This window comes from Variovorax paradoxus, assembly GCF_000834655.1.
Taxonomy (GTDB): Bacteria; Pseudomonadota; Gammaproteobacteria; order Burkholderiales; family Burkholderiaceae_C; genus Variovorax; species Variovorax paradoxus_F.
Map to the genome: position 1 here is coordinate 40,985 of NZ_JXQQ01000048.1, position 16,957 is coordinate 57,941.

General features: G+C 68.2%; 20 protein-coding genes. 14 read left to right on the forward strand and 6 right to left on the reverse strand.

Annotated elements, in window-relative coordinates; translation table 11 throughout:
- Positions 1–12: 12 nt before the first annotated feature.
- From RT97_RS20450 to RT97_RS20460, 3 genes are all read left to right on the forward strand, one after another.
- Positions 13–609: a cob(I)yrinic acid a,c-diamide adenosyltransferase gene (locus RT97_RS20450; protein ID WP_042580654.1), complete on the forward strand. Its 597-nt coding sequence runs from the start codon at positions 13–15 to the stop codon at positions 607–609.
- Entirely contained in the window at positions 606–956 is a 351-nt protein-coding gene (locus tag RT97_RS20455; protein WP_042580655.1) for a hypothetical protein, read from the forward strand. Before RT97_RS20450 ends, RT97_RS20455 begins: the two co-directional genes overlap by 4 nt.
- Before the next feature lie 293 nt (positions 957–1,249).
- Complete coding sequence (locus tag RT97_RS20460) at positions 1,250–1,768, forward strand: class IV adenylate cyclase (RefSeq protein WP_042580656.1); 519 nt, start codon at positions 1,250–1,252, stop codon at positions 1,766–1,768.
- 3 nt (positions 1,769–1,771) lie between these two features.
- Here the strand turns inward: RT97_RS20460 and RT97_RS20465 are convergent, their stop codons facing one another.
- Positions 1,772–2,410 (reverse strand): GDSL-type esterase/lipase family protein, encoded by a 639-nt coding sequence (locus tag RT97_RS20465; protein WP_042580657.1) that lies wholly within the window; start codon positions 2,408–2,410, stop codon positions 1,772–1,774.
- Positions 2,411–2,569: 159 nt separating this feature from the next.
- On the opposite strand from RT97_RS20465, the gene RT97_RS20470 reads away from it, so the two are divergent.
- From RT97_RS20470 to RT97_RS20495, 6 genes are read left to right on the forward strand one after another with little or no spacing between them, the layout of a single operon-like run.
- Positions 2,570–3,754, forward strand: coding sequence for an ABC transporter substrate-binding protein (locus RT97_RS20470; protein WP_042580658.1), 1,185 nt, complete (start codon positions 2,570–2,572; stop codon positions 3,752–3,754).
- On the forward strand, positions 3,751–5,580 hold the full coding sequence (locus RT97_RS20475; protein WP_042580659.1) for an ABC transporter permease: 1,830 nt from the start codon (positions 3,751–3,753) through the stop codon (positions 5,578–5,580). The genes RT97_RS20470 and RT97_RS20475 overlap by 4 nt, the downstream gene beginning before the upstream one ends.
- Before the next feature lie 13 nt (positions 5,581–5,593).
- On the forward strand, positions 5,594–6,172 hold the full coding sequence (locus tag RT97_RS20480) for an OsmC family protein (protein WP_042580660.1): 579 nt from the start codon (positions 5,594–5,596) through the stop codon (positions 6,170–6,172).
- On the forward strand, positions 6,156–7,004 hold the full coding sequence (locus RT97_RS20485) for an ABC transporter ATP-binding protein (RefSeq protein ID WP_155403850.1): 849 nt from the start codon (positions 6,156–6,158) through the stop codon (positions 7,002–7,004). Before RT97_RS20480 ends, RT97_RS20485 begins: the two co-directional genes overlap by 17 nt.
- Entirely contained in the window at positions 7,001–7,849 is an 849-nt protein-coding gene (locus tag RT97_RS20490; RefSeq protein WP_253278277.1) for an ABC transporter ATP-binding protein, read from the forward strand. The genes RT97_RS20485 and RT97_RS20490 overlap by 4 nt, the downstream gene beginning before the upstream one ends.
- Before the next feature lie 26 nt (positions 7,850–7,875).
- Positions 7,876–8,766: a VOC family protein gene (locus RT97_RS20495; RefSeq protein WP_042580662.1), complete on the forward strand. Its 891-nt coding sequence runs from the start codon at positions 7,876–7,878 to the stop codon at positions 8,764–8,766.
- Between the two features lie 5 nt (positions 8,767–8,771).
- On the opposite strand, the gene RT97_RS20500 is transcribed toward RT97_RS20495, so the two are convergent.
- Positions 8,772–9,212: a winged helix-turn-helix transcriptional regulator gene (locus RT97_RS20500; RefSeq protein WP_042580747.1), complete on the reverse strand. Its 441-nt coding sequence runs from the start codon at positions 9,210–9,212 to the stop codon at positions 8,772–8,774.
- Between the two features lie 112 nt (positions 9,213–9,324).
- Between RT97_RS20500 and RT97_RS20505 the strand changes: the two genes are divergently transcribed.
- Positions 9,325–9,897: a dihydrofolate reductase family protein gene (locus tag RT97_RS20505; protein WP_042580663.1), complete on the forward strand. Its 573-nt coding sequence runs from the start codon at positions 9,325–9,327 to the stop codon at positions 9,895–9,897.
- Positions 9,898–10,021: 124 nt separating this feature from the next.
- Complete coding sequence (locus RT97_RS20510) at positions 10,022–10,474, forward strand: RcnB family protein (protein ID WP_042580664.1); 453 nt, start codon at positions 10,022–10,024, stop codon at positions 10,472–10,474.
- An 81-nt stretch (positions 10,475–10,555) separates the two neighbouring features.
- Here the strand turns inward: RT97_RS20510 and RT97_RS20515 are convergent, their stop codons facing one another.
- Together RT97_RS20515 and RT97_RS20520 are read right to left on the reverse strand one after the other, a co-directional pair.
- Positions 10,556–10,738 carry a hypothetical protein gene (locus tag RT97_RS20515; RefSeq protein ID WP_253278278.1) on the reverse strand — a complete coding sequence of 61 codons (183 nt, stop codon included), beginning with the start codon at positions 10,736–10,738 and terminating at the stop codon, positions 10,556–10,558.
- A gap of 217 nt (positions 10,739–10,955) precedes the next feature.
- A complete protein-coding gene (locus tag RT97_RS20520) occupies positions 10,956–11,900 on the reverse strand; it encodes a CysB family HTH-type transcriptional regulator (protein WP_042580666.1) in 945 nt (314 codons plus the stop codon).
- Positions 11,901–12,072: 172 nt separating this feature from the next.
- Between RT97_RS20520 and RT97_RS20525 the strand changes: the two genes are divergently transcribed.
- The gene (locus tag RT97_RS20525) at positions 12,073–12,675 is read left to right on the forward strand and encodes a TetR/AcrR family transcriptional regulator (protein ID WP_042580667.1); all 603 of its coding nucleotides are present in this window, start codon (positions 12,073–12,075) and stop codon (positions 12,673–12,675) included.
- A gap of 212 nt (positions 12,676–12,887) precedes the next feature.
- A complete protein-coding gene (locus RT97_RS20530) occupies positions 12,888–13,796 on the forward strand; it encodes an alpha/beta fold hydrolase (RefSeq protein WP_042580668.1) in 909 nt (302 codons plus the stop codon).
- Positions 13,797–13,810: 14 nt separating this feature from the next.
- Here the strand turns inward: RT97_RS20530 and RT97_RS20535 are convergent, their stop codons facing one another.
- Entirely contained in the window at positions 13,811–14,761 is a 951-nt protein-coding gene (locus RT97_RS20535; protein WP_042580669.1) for a fatty acid desaturase, read from the reverse strand.
- A gap of 311 nt (positions 14,762–15,072) precedes the next feature.
- On the opposite strand from RT97_RS20535, the gene RT97_RS20540 reads away from it, so the two are divergent.
- Entirely contained in the window at positions 15,073–16,722 is a 1,650-nt protein-coding gene (locus RT97_RS20540) for a rhodanese-like domain-containing protein (RefSeq protein ID WP_042580670.1), read from the forward strand.
- Here RT97_RS20540 and minE read toward each other — a convergent pair.
- Positions 16,685–16,957 (reverse strand): cell division topological specificity factor MinE, encoded by a 273-nt coding sequence (gene minE, locus RT97_RS20545; RefSeq protein WP_013538543.1) that lies wholly within the window; start codon positions 16,955–16,957, stop codon positions 16,685–16,687. The genes RT97_RS20540 and minE overlap by 38 nt on opposite strands.

The following is a 16,957-nucleotide window of genomic DNA, read 5'->3' on the forward strand; positions in this document are numbered from 1 at the left end:
AGAGGAGCACCCATGGGCAACCGACTTTCCCAGATCGCCACCCGCACCGGCGACGACGGCACCACGGGCCTGGGCGACAACACCCGCGTGCCCAAGGACCACCTGCGCGTGCACGCGATGGGCGACGTGGACGAGCTCAATTCGCAGATCGGCGTGCTGCTGTGCGAGCCCATGCCCGAGGCCGTGCGCGAGTTGCTGGTGGACGTGCAGCACCAGCTCTTCAACCTCGGCGGTGAACTCTCGATGCCGGGCTTCACGCTGCTAAAGCCCGAGGCCCTGCTGCAGCTGGACAACGCGCTGGCCGACCACAACGCCGCCTTGCCGCGCCTGGCCGAATTCATCCTGCCGGCCGGCACGCGCGCCGCTTCGCTCGCGCACGTGTGCCGCACCGTGGCGCGGCGGGCCGAGCGCGCCGTGGTGGCGCTCGGTGCCACCGCGGAACTCAACGACGCATTGCGCCAGTACCTCAACCGGCTGAGCGACCTGCTCTTCGTACTCGCGCGCGTGCTCAACCGCATGGACGGCGGCGACGACGTGTACTGGAAGAGCGAGCGCATGGCGCGCGCTGCGGCCGCCGATGCCAACGACGATGAAGGAAACCCGTCATGAAGATGCCCACGCACACCTTTGCACTCGTCGCAGCGTTCCTGCTGTTGCCTGCTGCCGCCGTCCACGCGCAGAGCGCCGACAACCCGCCCAAGGCACAGCGCGCCCACACGCTCAAGGCGCCGCCGCGCGACAGCAAGGTGGTGAGCGGTGTGCAGCGCGGCACCAACGCAGCGGGCCGCGGCATCGACCGTGCCGACAGCGCCACGCGGCGCGGCGTGAACAACGTGTCGGCCCGTGCCAGCCGGCCGGTGCGCAACGTGGGCGAGGCCTTCGGCCGCAAGCTCTCGCCGGGCTCCAGCGGGCGTGCGGCACCGCCGTCTGTGGGACCGCAGGGCAGCGCGCCCTGATCGACACGGCCTCTGTTCAGGGCGGCGATCGCGCCGACGGTGGGCCCTGTATCGCGAATGTCCCCCGGCTTCGCCTCCTCCATGATTTCGCGAAACAGGGCCCACCGCCAGCGTGATCTTTCAGCGCACTTGCTGATCGGCCCGCACGAGCCGAGCGCCCATCGTGCGCAGGGCACCGGGTGCTCCCCGCAGCGAAATCAAGGAGGAGGGGCGAAGCCCCGGGGGACATTCGCGGAGGGGAGTGCCCGGTGGCCTGTGCACGCGCCCTGAACAAGAATTCAACGACACCCGACATGGCAAGAAACATAGAGATCAAGGCCCGCATCGACAGCGTGGAACGCGTGGCGCTCATCGCCGCAACGCTCGCCGATTCAGGCCCCGTCGAGATCGCGCAGGACGACACGTTCTTTCGCTGCGAGAACAGCGCCGACCGCCTCAAGCTGCGCACCTTCGCGCCCGATCGCGCGGAGCTGATCTTCTACCGCCGTGCCAACAGCAGCGGCCCGAAGGAATCGTTCTACCTGATCACGCCGAGCGCCACGCCCGATGCGCTGCGCGAATCGCTCACGCTCGCCTGGGGCCAGGCGGGCCGCGTGCGCAAGCAGCGCAGGTTGTTCCTGGTGGGGCGCACGCGCGTGCATCTCGACCGCGTCGAAGGGCTCGGCGAATTCATGGAGCTCGAGGTGGTGCTGGCAGAGGGCGAGTCCGCCGAGGCAGGTGTGGCCGAGGCTCACGCGCTCATGGCGCAGCTGGGCATCGGTGCCGACCAGCTCGTGCAGGGCGCCTATGTCGACCTGCTGAAGGCCGCCTGAGCCTCAGCACCAGCCCGCGGCCTTGAGCTGCTCCGCGAGCAGCTGCGCGACCTTCGCATAGCCCTGTGCATTGGCGTGGATGCGGTCCGAGCGCAGCGACGCATCCGACAGCACGCTCGAATACACATTGGCGACGAGCAGCGCCTGCCCCGACTTTGCGACCTCCTCGTAGAACGGTGCATCGCTCAATGAACCGACGACCGCGCGCATCGCGTCGGGCGCGGGTGTCGCCAGCAGCGCGACATGCGGCGTGTGCTCGCGCGCCTGGCTCACGAGCGCGGCGATGTTGTCGCGCGTGGCCGAGGCCGACACGCCGCGCAGCATGTCGTTGCCGCCGATGCCGATCAGGATCGCGTCGTAGCTGCCCGCGGACAGCAGCGAGGGCAGGCGCTGCAGCGCACCGGCCGAGGTATCGCCGTTGACGCCCGCGTTCTCGATCTTCCAGCCGGTCAGCTCGCCCAGTTTCACGGGCCACGACGCATCGGGCGGCGCGCCGTAGCCGAAGGTGAGGCTGTCGCCGATGGCCAGCACATGCGCATCGGGTTTCAGTGCGGCGGCCGATGGCTTGCGCTTGCCGCAGGCGGCCAGGACGGCCGCAGCCGGCACGCCGCACATCAGTTGGAGAAGGTGTCGTCGCTTCATGGAGCGCGCAGCTTAAACGCGGGCGGCACGCCCGCCGGCATTGCCCCTTTGCTTGCTCGGAAAGCGCATAAGCCTCTCCGTTTTTGTTCGTTCCCCGCCCGAGGGCCGCGGCGAAGAATCGTTGCCCTGCACGCTCATACATCACCGGGACCCGACACCATGCCGCTGCTCAATCGCCATCGCTTCCTGCGCCATGTGGTCGCACTCTCCGCCGTGCTGCTGGCCACGCCGCTCGCGGCCCTTGCCGGGCCCGCCACCGGCGAGCCGGTATGGTTCGGCGTGAGCGGGCCGCTCACCGGGCAGAACGCGCAGTACGGCGCGCAGTGGAAGGCAGGCTTCGACCTCGCGCTCGACCACATCAACGCGCAGGGCGGCATCCACGGCCGGCCGCTGGCCTACAACTTCGAAGACAGCCAGAGCGATCCGCGCCAGTCGGTGGCCATTGCGCAGAAGCTGGTGAACGACAAGCGCGTGCTCATCGAGCTGGGCGACTTCTCGAGCCCCGCATCGATGGCGGCCTCGCCGATCTACCAGCGCGCGGGCCTGGTGCAACTGGGCTTCACCAACTCGCATCCCGACTTCACCAAGGGCGGCGACTACATCTGGAGCCCGTCAATCAGCCAGGCCGATGCGCAGCCACTGCTGGCCGACCTCGCGGTGAAGACGCTGGGCTTCAAGCGCATCGCGGTGCTGTATCTCAACACGGACTGGGGCCGCACCAGCAAGGACGTTCTCGTGAAGGCCGCGCAGGAGCGCGGCGCGCAGCTCGCCATCGCCGAGGGCTACCAGCCCGACGAAAAAGACTTCCGCTCGACGCTGGTGCGCGTGCGCGATGCCAACCCCGACGGGCTGGTGCTCATCTCCTACTACCCCGACGGCGCGCTCATCGCGGGCCAGGTGCGCAGCGTGGGGTTGAAGCAGCCGATCGCGGCGGTGGGCTCGGTGTATTCGCCGAAGTTCATCGAACTCGGCGGCGCGGCGGTGAACGGCATCCACACCAACACCGCCTTCTTCCCCGAGGAGCCGCGCGCCGAGGTGCAGGACTTCGTGAAGAGCTTCCGCGCCAAATACAGCAAGGAGCCCGACGCCTTCAATGCCTACGCCTACGACGCCGTGGTGTACGCGGTCGCCGCGCTGCGCCAGGCCGGCCCGAAGGCCGACCGAAAGGCGGTGCGCGACGCGTTCTACAAGATCAAGGACGTGCCCAGCGTCATCTTCGGCAAGGCCAGCTTCGATGCGCAGACGCGCCGCGTGATCGGCGTGAAGAGCGTGAACCTGGTGGTCAAGGACGGCAAGTGGGCGCAGATCGACGAGAAGGCAGGGGCGGTGGCGTCGGCCAAATGAGCTTCGCCTCGTTCTTCGACTACACGGTCAATGGCCTGATCATCGGCAACATCTATGCGTTGCTGGCGGTCGGGCTCGCGCTGATCTTCGGGGTTTCGCACCTGATCAACTTCGCGCACGGGTCGGTCTACACGGTCGGCGCGTACATCGGCTGGGCGAGCATCACCTACCTGCACACGCCGCTGCCGTTGACCATCCTGCTGGTGGTGCTCGGCTCGGGCGCACTGGGCATGCTGATCGAGCGCGTGGGGCTTCGGCCGCTGCAGGGTGCCGCGCGCATCGCGCCGCTGCTGGCCACCATCGGCATCAGCTTCGTGCTCGACATCCTCGTGCAGTTGGTCTTCAGCCCCGACCCGGGCTCGCTGCCCACGCAGCTGCCCGACTGGCGCCTGAAGATCGGCACCGGCACCATCGGCGCCCTCGACCTTCTCATCGCGGGCATCGGCATCGCGAGCGCGGCGGTGCTGTTCGTCTTTTTGCGTTTCACGAAGCTCGGCTGGGCGGTGCGCGCCACCGCGCAGGACCGAGACGCGGCGCAGCAGATGGGCGTGGACGTCGACCGGGTGAACCAGACGGTGTTCGCCATCGCCGCCGCGCTGGGCGGACTCTCGGGGCTCCTGGTGGGCATGTACTACAACAACATCAGCCCGGCGATGAGCTTCCAGGCGACGCTCAAGGGCGTGGTGGCCACGGTGGTGGGCGGCGTGGGCAACGTGCCGGGCGCCATCGTCGGCAGCCTGCTGCTGGGGTTGATCGAGAGCTACGGCGTGGCGATCCTCGGTACGCCCTACCGCAACCTCTTTGCGTTTGCGCTGCTGCTGGTGATCCTGGTGTGGAAGCCCAATGGACTCTTCGGCCGCAAGCGCGCGCTGCCGCCCGAGCCGCTCACCGGCACCTTCATCGCGCCGAGCAAGCCGTGGCATGTGCCGCGGCGACTGCTGCTCGCGCTCTTCGTCGCGGCGATCGCGCTGCCGTTCTTCGATCCGTCGCCGTATCTCTTGCAGACGCTCACCAATGCGTGGCTCTATGCGGCGCTCGCGCTGAGCCTCACGCTCGTCGCCGGCACCATCGGGCAGATTTCGCTCGGCCATGCGGGACTGCTGGCCATCGGCGCGTATGCGTCGTCGCTGCTGGTGCTCGACCTGCACCTGCCGGTGGGCACGGGCATCGTGCTCGCGGGCATCCTCACTTCGCTGGTCGGCACGGCGCTGATCTTTCCGGCGTTCCGCCTGCGCGGGCACTACGTGTCGATCGCCACGCTCGGCATCGGCGAGATCGTGGCGCTCACCATCCTCAATTGGGAAAGCCTCACGCGCGGTCCGATCGGCGTCTCGGGCATTCCGCCGCTCTCGCTGTTCGGCCGCGATGCGTCGTCGAACGAAGCCATCTACTGGGCGTCGTTCGGCGCGATGGTGCTGCTTGCCTTGTTGCAGTGGCGCCTGCTGCGCTCGCACCTGGGCCGCACCTTTCGCGCGGTGCGCGAGGACGAAGTGGCCGCACGCGCCTATGGCGTGAGCCCCGACCGCTACAAGGCGCTGGCCTTCGGCTTCGGCGGCTTCGCGGCGGGCGTGAGCGGCGCCTTCACCGCGCACATGTACTCGTACATCAACCACGAGACCTTCGGCTCGCAGATTTCGATCCTCGCGCTCACGATGGTGATCTTGGGCGGGCTCGGCAACATCAGCGGCGCATTGCTCGGCGCGGTGGCGCTCGTGAGCCTGCCCGAGCTGTTCCGCGTGACTGCCGAATACCGCATGCTGATCTACGGCATCGCATTGCTGCTGTTGATCCGTTTCCGCCCGCAAGGCCTGCTGGGCACAGTCTGAAAGAACACACACCATGAGCCACCTCAACGACTACCTCGCCGAGAAGCGCGCCGCCGTGCTGGCACGCAATGCCGCCGTCGAAGCAGGCACCGCGCAGCCCGTGCAACTCAAGGCCAGCGTGAAGGCCGAGGGCCGCAGCGGCGTGCGGCGCCTGCGCATCCGCGAGCACCAAGTCATCAGCGACAGCCCGCCCGATTTCGCGGGCTACAACCTCGGGCCCAGCTCGCCGGAGCTGCAGCTGGGCGTGCTCGGCACCTGCGTCACGCACATCTTCCTGATCCAGGCGGCCGAGCGCCAGGTGCCGCTCGAAAGCCTCGAGGTGGAAGTGACCGGCCTCATCGATCCGCGCGGCGGCAAGCCGGGCCACGAGAAGACGCCGATCTGGCCGCACGAGATCGGCTACACGGTGCACATCGATTCGCCCGCGAGCCGCGAGGAGATCGACGCGCTGTTCGAGGCGGTGGAGCGCAACTGCCCGATCCTCAACCTGCTGCGCAATCCGCAGACGATCCGCGCCGAGGTGAAGCTCGTCAATTCCAAGGCGGAAGCGGCGAATGCGCCGCAGGAAGCGGGCGATGCCCTCGCTGCTTGAGATCAAGGGTCTCACGCGCCGTTTCGGCGGGCTGACCGCGGTGAACGCGGTCGACCTGCAGGTGGGCGAGGGCGAGCTCCTCAGCGTGATCGGGCCGAACGGGGCAGGGAAGACCACGCTCTTCAACCTCGTGACGGGCCTGGACCGGCCCGATGCGGGGCAGGTGCTGTTCGAGGGGCAGGACATCACCGGCCTGCCCGCGCAGCAGCTCGCGCAACGCGGCCTCGCGCGCACCTTCCAGCACGGCCGCGTGTTCGCGAACCTCTCGGTGCTCGACAACGTGCTGGTCGGCGCACACACGCGGCTGCGCGCCGTGAAACCGCGCGTGGGCGGCGTGCCGGGCCTGGGCGCGCTGGCCGAACTGGCGCTCGCGCTGCTGCAGCCTTCGGCCGTGCGACGCGAAGAAGAGGCGCTGCGCAAGGACGCACTCGACATCGTGGCGCTCTTCGGCGAGCGGCTCGCGCCGCGCATCGACCATCCCGCCTACAGCCTGTCGTATGCGAACCGCCGCCGCGTCGAGATCGCACGCGCGCTCGCGCTCAAGCCGCGCCTGTTGCTGCTGGACGAACCCACGGCCGGCATGAACGAGAGCGAGACCGCGGAGATGCTGGAGATCATTCGCGGCCTCAAGTCGCGCGGGCAGACCATCCTCTTGATCGAGCACAAGCTGGACCTCGTGATGCAGCTGTCCGACCGCGTCGCCGTGCTCGACGACGGCTGCAAGATCGCCGAAGGATTGCCGGATGAAGTGCGCAACGACCCGGCCGTGATCGAGGCCTACCTCGGCCATCGGCACGTAGGTCAAACACAGGCAGAGGCGGTTCCCGCATGATCGCCACCGTCGCCCGCACCGGCCTTCTTGCGCCCTCGCCCCTTCGGGGAGAGGGTTGGGGCGAGGGGCTGCCCGAACGCACGAGCGCGCCCGCTTCCAGCGACGCCACGCACCCCCTGCTCCAACTCAAGAAGGTCAACAGCTTCTACGGCCCCGTGCAGGCCCACTTCGACCTCGACATCGAAGTGCGCAAGGGCCAGATCGTCAGCCTGCTGGGCGGCAATGCGAGCGGCAAGTCGACCACGATGAAGATCGTGCTCGGCCTGCTCAAGCCGCGTTCGGGCGAGGTGAATTTCAACGGCGAATCGATGCTCGGCCTGGGCACCCCGCAGATCATCCGAAAGGGCATCGGCTCGGTGCCCGAGGCGCGGCGCCTCTTCCCGGCGATGACCGTGCGCGAGAACCTCTTGATGGGCGCCTACGCGCGCAGCGACCGCAAGGCCGTGGCCGACGACCTCGAGCGCATGCTCGAACTCTTTCCGCGCGTGGCCGAGCGCATCGAGTTCCAGGCCGGCACGCTCTCGGGCGGCGAGCAGCAGATGGTGGCGATGGCGCGCGCGCTCATGGGCCGGCCGCAACTCATCTGCATGGACGAGCCGACGATGGGCCTTTCGCCGCTGTACGTCGACAAGGTGCTCGAACTGATCGCGCGCATCAACGGGCAGGGCGTCTCGGTCTTCATGGTCGAGCAGAACGCGAGCCTCGCGCTGCAGATCGCGCACCACGGCTACGTGCTGCAGACCGGGCGCATCGTGCTCTCGGGGCCGGCGCGCGAACTGCTGGCCGATGCGCGCATCCGCGATGCCTACCTCGGCGGGGAGGGCGCTGCCCGCACCGCCTCCTGAACGAACGAACACAGGGAACACACACCATGGCATTGAAACTCGACCACATCGTGATCGCGGTGCACGACCTCGAACGCACCATCGCCGACTACGGCGCGCTCGGCTTTCACGTGGTGCGCGGCGGCGACCATCCCGGCCGCGCCACGCACAACGCGCTGGTGGTGTTCGATGACGGCAGCTACTTCGAATTGATCGCCTGGCGCGAGCCCTCGCCCTCGGAGCGCTGGTGGCAACTGCTGCAGCGGCACGGCGAAGGCATCGTCGATTTCGCGCTTCTGCCGCGCGACACCGCGATCACCGTGGCCGATGCGAAGGCGCGGGGCCTCGTGCTGGACGGCCCGCTCGACGGCGGCCGCGTGCGCCCCGACGGCGAGCGCCTGCGCTGGCAGACGGCGCGCGCGCCTTCGGCCGACCTGCCTTTCCTGTGCGGCGACCTCACGCCGCGCAACCTGCGCGTGCCCGAAGGCGAGGCGCGCGTGCACGCCAACGGGACGCTCGGCGTGGCGAGCCTCGCGGTCGCGGTACGCGACCTCGATGCCACGCTGGCGCGCTACCGCGCACTGCTGGGCACCGTGTCCGACGATGCCGCCACGCACATCGGCGAGCCGGTGGCCGTGCCCGGCAGCAACGTGCGCGTGGCGGTCGTCGCGCTGGGCGGCAGCGTGCTCGTGTTGTCGTCGCCGCGCGAGAACGCTGCCGTCGAGAAGCAGGGCGGCGATGCGCTTGCACAGCGGCTCGTGGCGCGCGGCGAAGGCCCTTACGCGGTGGTGCTGCACACCGAGGAGCCCAAGTCCACCGGCGTGCTCGACCTTGCCAGCACGCATGGCGCGTTGATCGAGCTCGACCTGCCGCCGGTCGACCTGCACGTGAAACACGGCGCGCGCAGCGACCAGGTTAACAGCGTGGTCGGGGGCTGAGCCGCTCAGGCCGCCGAAGCCGTGTTCGCACGGCCCAGGTGCGCCTTGCGCAGCGCCGCCTGCATCTTCTTCTGCAGCGGCGGCCCGCCTTTCTCGAGCGCCGCCGCGGGCGCACCGCTTTCCTTGGTTGCCGGCGTGTGCCTGCGCCCCCAGATGCCGATCTGCGTGACCACCGGCAGCAGGTCGATGCCCATCGGCGTGAGGCTGTAGATGGCCTTCTGCTTGTGCGTGGGGTCGTTGGTCTTGCTGAGCACGCCCTGCTCGACGAGCTTGCCCAGGCGCTCGGTCAGGATGTTCGAGGAGATGCCTTCCTCGGACTGCAGGAACTCCCTGAAATGCCGCTTGCCGGCAAACATCATGTCGCGAACGATCAAGAGGCTCCAGCGGTCGCCGAAGACTTCGAGCGCGAGGTTGATCGGGCAGAGCGACTTCTGTTGAGTGGCCATCGGGATTCCGGTGCGTTTGAAAAACTGCTTGCATTTTTGCATCGGTTTACGAATACTGCGAACCGATTGCATTTCAAGAGCAGTTTCTCCATCGGACCCAAGGAGTGCCTCCATGCGAAAGCTCATCCTGCAGATGCAGATGTCCGTCGATGGGTATGTCTCGCCCGCCAATGGCAGCCTCGACTGGCAGGTCTGGGGCTGGGGCGATCGCTGGGCCTGGGACGACGGGTTGAAGGCGTTTTTCAACCAGGTCTTCGAAGGCGTCGACACCATCCTGCTGAGCCGCAAGATCGTGGAGGAGGGCTACCTCGACCACTGGGGCCGCGCCGCGAAAAACCATCCGGCGAACCCGCAGTTCGCCTTCGCTCAGAAGGTGGTGCTCACCGACAAGCTGAAGGCATCGCGCTGGGAGCGCACCGCCATCGCGCGAGGTGGCTTCATCGACGAGGTGAATGCGCTCAAGAAGAAAGAGGGCAAGGACATCCTCGTCATCGGCGGCGTCGGCTTCGCGTCGTCGCTTGTCACCGAGAAGCTGGTCGACGAGTTCCAGTTCTTCGTGAACCCCACGGCCGTGGGCGGCGGGCGCTCGGTGTTTCACGACCAGCGCAAAGGACATGCGCTGCGGCTGCTGGGCTCGAAGGGCTACGAATGCGGCGTCGTCGTCAATCGCTACGCACCTGCGTGAAGGACAACGCGCCGCTGCGATACCGGTGCTTACCTGATTTCACCTGACCATGACCTGAAGTGCTCTGAGCAGACACAACGGCGGCACACAATGGACTCGTCATCAACGCATGAAGGAGTTCCAGATGATCATCAATTCAAAGAGCATGGCCGTCGCTGTTGCGGCGCTCGCGATGTGCATGGCCGCGGGAAGCGCCTTCGCGCAAGACCGCCGCTTCGACGGACGCCCCGGTGACGGGCGCGACGACCGCAATGGACGTGTCGAGCAACGTCACGGCAACGACCGGGGCGATCGCAACTTCGATCGCCGGGGTCCGCACCGCGACTACCGCGGCAACCAGGACTTCCGCGACGGTCGCCAGTTCGATCGCCGTGGCTTCCCGCAGCCGCATTCCGAGTGGCGCCGTGGTGGCCGCGTGCCGGCCGAGTACCGTGGCCGCAACTACGTGGTGAACGATTACCGCGCCTACCGCCTGCAGCCGCCGCCGCGCGGTTACCAGTGGGTCGGCGTGGGTGGTGACTACGTGCTCGCCGCCATTGCGACCGGCCTGATCGCGCAGATCATCGCGGGCCAATAACCCGCTTCGTTCTGCCCGGCCCGGCCGGATACGAAACCGCCACAGGTCACTGTGGCGGTTTTTTCTTTATCTGGACGCTTGTCAGGCCAGCGCGGTGGAGGCCGATTGGGCGCACACGTTGCGCCCCGTGATGGTCAGGCGCAGCCCGCCGCCGTGCCATTCGAGCCAGTTGAGGCTCACGTACGCGTCGATGTCGTTGTCGTCGATGCGGTCGGCTTGGCGGCTCTGCAGGAGCTCCACCGTGGCGGGCAGCGCTCGTTTCAACCGTTCTCGTCGCTCCGCTGCATCGGCCGCCTTCTGGGCGGCCCTAGTTTGCTGTTGCTGCTGCTGCGGGGTCGATGCCATTGCTGATCCGTTCCGGAAGCCAAGGAATTAACCCGAATGTACGCCCCTTGTGTGAAGGCGTACGCTTTCTTTTGAACCCCGCCGTGTTCCCAGTACCCGCCACGCAACAGCGCCCGCACCGGCCCGGGTGGCACGGCTAGATTTCGTAGTGGGAAGCCTTGGCCTCGTCGCCCAGCGCCTTTTCGACAATGGCCCGCGTCAGGGTCGGTGCGAACGACTCGATGAAGGCATAGACGTATTTGCGCAGGTAGTTGCCGCGGCGCACCGCGAGCTTGGTGAGGTTGATGCCGAACAGGCGCCCCGCGTCGATCGCGCGCAGCTGCGTGTCGCGCTCCGCCTCGTAGGCCACGCCGGCCACGATGCCCACGCCAAGGCCCAGGTGCACATAGGTCTTGATCACGTCGGCATCCATCGCGGCGAGCACGATGTTGGGCGCGAGCCCGCGTTGCTCGAAGGCTTCGTCGATGCGCGAGCGGCCGGTGAAGCCCGTGTCGTAGGTGATCAGCGGATAGCGCGTGAGCGCCTCCAGCGACAGCGGCGCATCCAGCAGCGGATGGCCCGGCGGCACGATCACCGAATGCGTCCAGCGGTAGCAGGGCAGGGCGACCAGTTGCGGGTAGTCGCCCAGCGCCTCGGTGGCGATGCCCACGTCGGCCTCGCCGTCGATCAGCATCTGCGCGATCTGCTTGGGCGAGCCCTGGTGCAGGTGCAGTTTCACGTTCGGAAACTGCGCGCGGAATTCCTGCACGGCCACCGGCATCGCATAGCGCGCCTGCGAGTGCGTGGCCGCGATGGAGAGCAGCCCGCTCTGCTGCGCGACGAACTCCTGCCCCGCGTGCCGCAGGTTGCTGCTTTCCAGCAGCATCCGTTCGATGATCGGAAGCACGTGGCCGCCCGGTTCGGTAAGGCCCGTGAGCCGCTTGCCGGCGCGCACGAAAAGCTCGATGCCGAGCTCCTCCTCGAGTTCGCGGATCTGCCGGCTCACGCCGGGCTGCGAGGTGTGAAGGGTGTGAGCGACTTCGGTCAGGTTGAAGCCGCAACGAACGGCCTCGCGTACCGAGCGCAGTTGTTGGAAGTTCATCTGGCGCCGAGGTGTCATCAAGACCCCGGAGTGGGGCCCGACCGGCGATTCTCTGCACAAGTGCTTATGCAGGGAACGATGCGTTTGTTGGTTCCACATGAGCAAAACATCTTTACGGTGTGACGTTCGCTTCGTGCTTGCAGTTTCGCACGACTGTGCTAAATTTTGCAGCATGGACGCCAAGACCCAGAAAAGCGAACTCACCCGCGCCGCCATCGTCGGCGCAGCAATGGACCTCGCCCTGGCCGAGGGCCTGGAAGCGATCTCGCTGCAGGTCATCGCGAGCCGCCTGGGGCTCTCCAAGAGCGGCGTGTTTTCCCGCGTGGGCTCGCGCGAGGCGCTGCAGAAGGCGGTCATCGAGGAATACGGCCGCGGCTTCCTGGCCGATGTGTTCGTGCCGGCCATGCAGAAGCCCAAGGGCCTCGCGCGGCTGAACGACATCGTGGCCCGCTGGATCGCACGCACCCGCGACGTCGAGGCCCAGACCGGCTGCCTCTACGTGGCCGGCGCCTTCGAGTTCGACGACCGCGAAGGCGAGCTGCGCGATGTGCTCCTCGGGGAGATCACGCGCTGGCGCGCAGCCCTGCGCCGCACCGTGACGCTCGCCATCGAGTCCGGCGAACTCAAGCCCGACACCGAACCCGCACAGCTGGTCAGCGAGATCAACGGGATCATGATGAACCAGTTGCACGACGCGCGCTTCCTGCGCGACCCCCACACCGCCGACCGGGCTGCACAGACCTGGCAGCGGCTCCTTTCCAGCTACCTCGCCTGAGCTGTCGGGCACGTGGATTCGCCCCCGTCTTTCTTTGCCAGAATTTCGCACAGTCGTGCGATAAATAGGAGAAGCGTCATGCTGATCATTGCCCTCTGCCTTGCCATCTATGCCGTCGCCATTGGCGTCGAAACCGCCCGCGACACGCTGCGCAGCCTGCCTCGCAGCAACCAGGACTGGGTCTGGTACTGAGCCGCAAGGAACCCATCGACATGACGAGCAACTCCGCCGCGCGCACTGCCCCCACGAACTACTACGGCGCCAGCCGCCTGATGCGCGCGATGCGCTTCGGCCTGGGCGCATCGCAGCGCCTCTGGCCCGCGCTCGGCGTGCGCGCGGCCTACCGCGTGTTCGGCACGCCACTGCCGCCCAAGTGGCTGTACCGCGGGCAGCACCCCGGCGCCGACTGGCGCCACGAGGCCTGGTCCTTCGAGAACGCGAGCGTGGGCATCTACCACCTGGCGGCCCAGGACTCGGCGGCCGAATCGGCGCCGGTCGTGCTGCTGGTGCACGGCTGGGGCGGCCATGCGGGCCAGATGCTGCCGATCGCACAGGCGGTGGCAGCGGCGGGCCTTCGGCCGGTGCTGCTCGAGCTCCCCGCGCACGGCCGCAGCGAGGGCACGGCCACCAACGGCGCGCAGTTCGCGCGCGCCATCGACTACGTCACCGCCCGGCTCGCTGCCGACGGCCGCGCGTTGCGCGCCGTGGTCGCGCATTCGCTGGGCGCCAATGCGCTGGCCTATGCCGCGGGACGCGGGCTGCCGGCCGAGCGCATCGTGCTGCTCGCACCGCCTGCGTCGCCGCGCGAATACACGCGCTACTTCGCGCACGCATTCGGCCTGAGCGAGCAGACGCGCGCGGCGATGCAGCGGCTGTTCGAGGCGCGCGAAGGCGTGCTGATGCCGCGGTTCGAGCCCGCGCTCGCCGGCCCGCGCATCGCGCAGCCGACGCTGATCGTGCATGACCGCGACGACCGCGTGAACCGCTTTGCCGATGCCGAGGCGTATCGCGATGCGATCCCCCGCGCGCAGCTCGTCGCCACGCAGGGCTGGGGGCATCGCCGCATCCTCAAGGAGGCGGACGTGCTGGAGCGGGTGACCCGCTTCGTGGCAGAGGCCTGAGGGCCGTCAGTGCGTCACCAAGCCGGATGCACCGGCGTGAACACCGGCCTGAACAGGTGCCGCCTGACGATCTCCCCGTAGCCGCGGTAGTAGAAATTGCCGTTCGCCGCCAGCACCGCCGCGCGGTGGCGCCGGAAGTACACGGGGATCTCGTACCAGGGCATCGTCGGCGCGCGGTGGTGCACGTGGTGCAGGTTGTTGAACAGGTAGAGCAGCCCGAACACCACGTTCGACTCGACGATGGCCACGCGCGCGTGCGGCGTGTCGGCCCACCGGTGCTCGGTGAAGGTGCGCAGCGACCCCAGCATCATTCCGGGGTAGACGAAGTACAGCAGGTACTCGCCCAGGCCCATGCCGCAGACCGCGGTGACGAAATACAGCACCGGCGCCACGCTCAGCGCATGCCAGCCCCAGGTCGGCAGCCGCGAGAAGTTGCCCGCGAACACCTGCTGCGACTCGAAGCGCACCAGCTTCCACAGCTTGAGGAACGGCCCGAGCACGACGCGGAACGCGATCGTCTGGTTCGCCATGTAGATCCAGCGCCAGACCGGCCCGTAGCCCGCCCACGTGGGCGCCGAGTGGTAGGCGCTCTCGTTGTCGCGCTCCGGGTGCGTCAGGTGGAAATTGACGTGGTGCGCGCTGTGCCCGCGGTTGTAGAACGTGTACGGCAGCCACAGGTTGAGCGGCGGCCACACCACCGCATGGCGCAGCCACCGGGGCAGGTGCCGCATCGCGTGGATGCTCTCGTGCTGCAGCGACGAATGCAGCTGCGCCAGAAAGCCGCCCAGCAGAAACAGCGCCCACCCCGGCAGCGCGGAATGCCACCACAGCAATGCTGCCCAGGCGCCGTAGAGCGCGGCGGCAAGCACCAGCGTGGGCACCTCCCAGTGCCACCACCAATGCGCCCGGTGCGTGCCGGACGGGGTGCGCGTCGGTGCGGTGGACGGTTTGGCGGTCGATGTCATGGGCGGACGGCTCAAAGGACTGCGATCCTAGGTATGAAGAAGCCGTCTGCATGCGCGTTTTTCGCATAAGCAAGGTCGTGAAATTTCGTTCCCGCTGCCGCCCGCCGCGGCCTACGCTTGGCGGCTTTGCTGCGCCGCCATCGCCTGCTCGTTCCCATGACCGCCCCTTTTCCCCTCGTGCCGTGCCGTGGTGCACCGGCGCCTTCACCGTGGGCAAGACGCAGAGGAGTTCGGCCGCTTGATCCAGAGCAAAGCCGTCAAGTGGACACCCGTCGTGAAACGGGCGGGCATCCTGCCGGACTGACATCGACATGAGCTGGACCCCGAAGAAACCTGTCGCCCCCGCGGAGCTGCAGGCGCTGCTGCTGGCCGAGCCCGTGGCGGAACTCGCGCTGCTCGACGTGCGCGAAACCCGCTGGTTCGTGCAGCGCCATCCCAACCTCGCGCGCAACGCGCCGCTCAGCGGGCTCGAACTGCAGGTCGGCGCGCTCGTGCCGCGGCGTTCCACGTCCGTGGTGCTCTACGACGACTACAACGCGCCCGATGGCGCCGCCCAGGCGGCATCGGCGCTGCTTGGGCGCCTAGGCTACACCGACGTGCGCACGCTCGACGGCGGCCTTCAGCGCTGGGTGACGGAGGGCCTGCCCGCCATCGACGGCTACGGCACGCTGGTCAAGGCCTTCGGCGACCGCGCCCGGCTGCACTACGGCACGCCAGCCCTGCCCATCGAAGCCTTGCGCGCACGCCAGCGCGAGGGCCTGCCGACCACGCTGGTCGATGCGCGGCCGCGCGCGGAGTTCGAATTCCTCTCGCTGCCCGGCGCGCGCAACCACGCCGGCACCGAGCTCGCGCTGCGCCGCTTCGAGGCGGGCGATGCGGAACACGTCTGGGCGATCAACTGCTTCAGCCGCACGCGCGGCATCATCGGCGCCACCACGCTGCGGCTGCTGGGCCGCGCGCCCGATGCGGTGTTCGTCGAGGACGGCGTGATGGCCTGGGGCCTGCAAGGTGCGCCGACGGTGCAGAACGCGGCGCCCGACGACGAACTGCCGCCCGAATCGCCCGAGGTCCTGCGCCGCATCGCCGACGAACTGCTCGAGCGCTTCGCCCTTCCCGTGGCAGACGCCGCGCAGCTCGCCAGCTGGCGCGCCGACAACACGCACACCCTCTACATCTTCGATGTGCGGCCCACTGCCGACCCGGCCTTCGCGGACTCGGCGGTGCAGCAGGTGCCTGGCGGCCAGCTGTTCATGCATTTCGAGAACCTCGTGGGCACGCGCGGCGCCCGCATCGTGCTGATCGACGATGCGGCGCATCGCCTCCGCGCAGCGGTCACGAGCTTCTGGCTCACGCAGCTCAACCAGGCCGAGGTGTATGTCTACGACGGCACGCTGGCGCCCGAACAGGCGCCCCCCGCGCCGGCCGTGGACGCGACGGACGCGCCCGCGCCGCTGGACCCCGAAGCGCTCGCCCAACTTCGCAGGAACGGCGCGGTGACGGTGATCGACGTGGGTGCCAGCCTCGACTACGAACGCGGCCACCTGCCCGGCGCGCTCTACATGCTGCCGGCATCGCTGGGCCCGTTGGCCTCGCACGCCGTGGCCGGCCGCACGCTGGTCTTCACCTCACCCGATGGCGCGGCTGCGCGCCGTGTCGCGCGCGATGCGCAACGGCGCTGGCCGGGATCGGGGGCGGTGTTCACCTGGCTCCAGGGCGGGACCGAGGCGTGGAAGGCGTCAGGGCGGCCGCTGTCGACCGCGTTCGTGCCGGCCCAGCTGCTGACCCCCTTCGACGACGACTGGGGCTCGGTCATGCGCGTGTTCGGCCCGCGCCGCGATGCGGCCTGGGCCGATTACCTCGCCTGGGAGCGGGCGCTGGCCGCGCGGGTACTTCAAGACCCGTCGGTGCGCTTTCGCTTCTTTCCTACCGGGCAGGGGCCGGATCGGGCAGCTCGATCTTGATGTCGAGCACTTCGAGGTTGTCCTGGGTTTCCAGGTGCACCTTGATGTCGTCGGGATTGATCGACACATACTTGGAAATCACCGCCACCAGCTCACGCTGGAGTTCGGGCAGGTAGTCGGGGCGCTTCTTGCCGCTGAGGCTGGAGCGCTCGTGCGCGAGGATGATCTGCAGGCGCTCTTTCGCGACGCTTGCAGTCTTCTTCTTCTCGCCAAGCAGGAACGAGAGAAACGACAT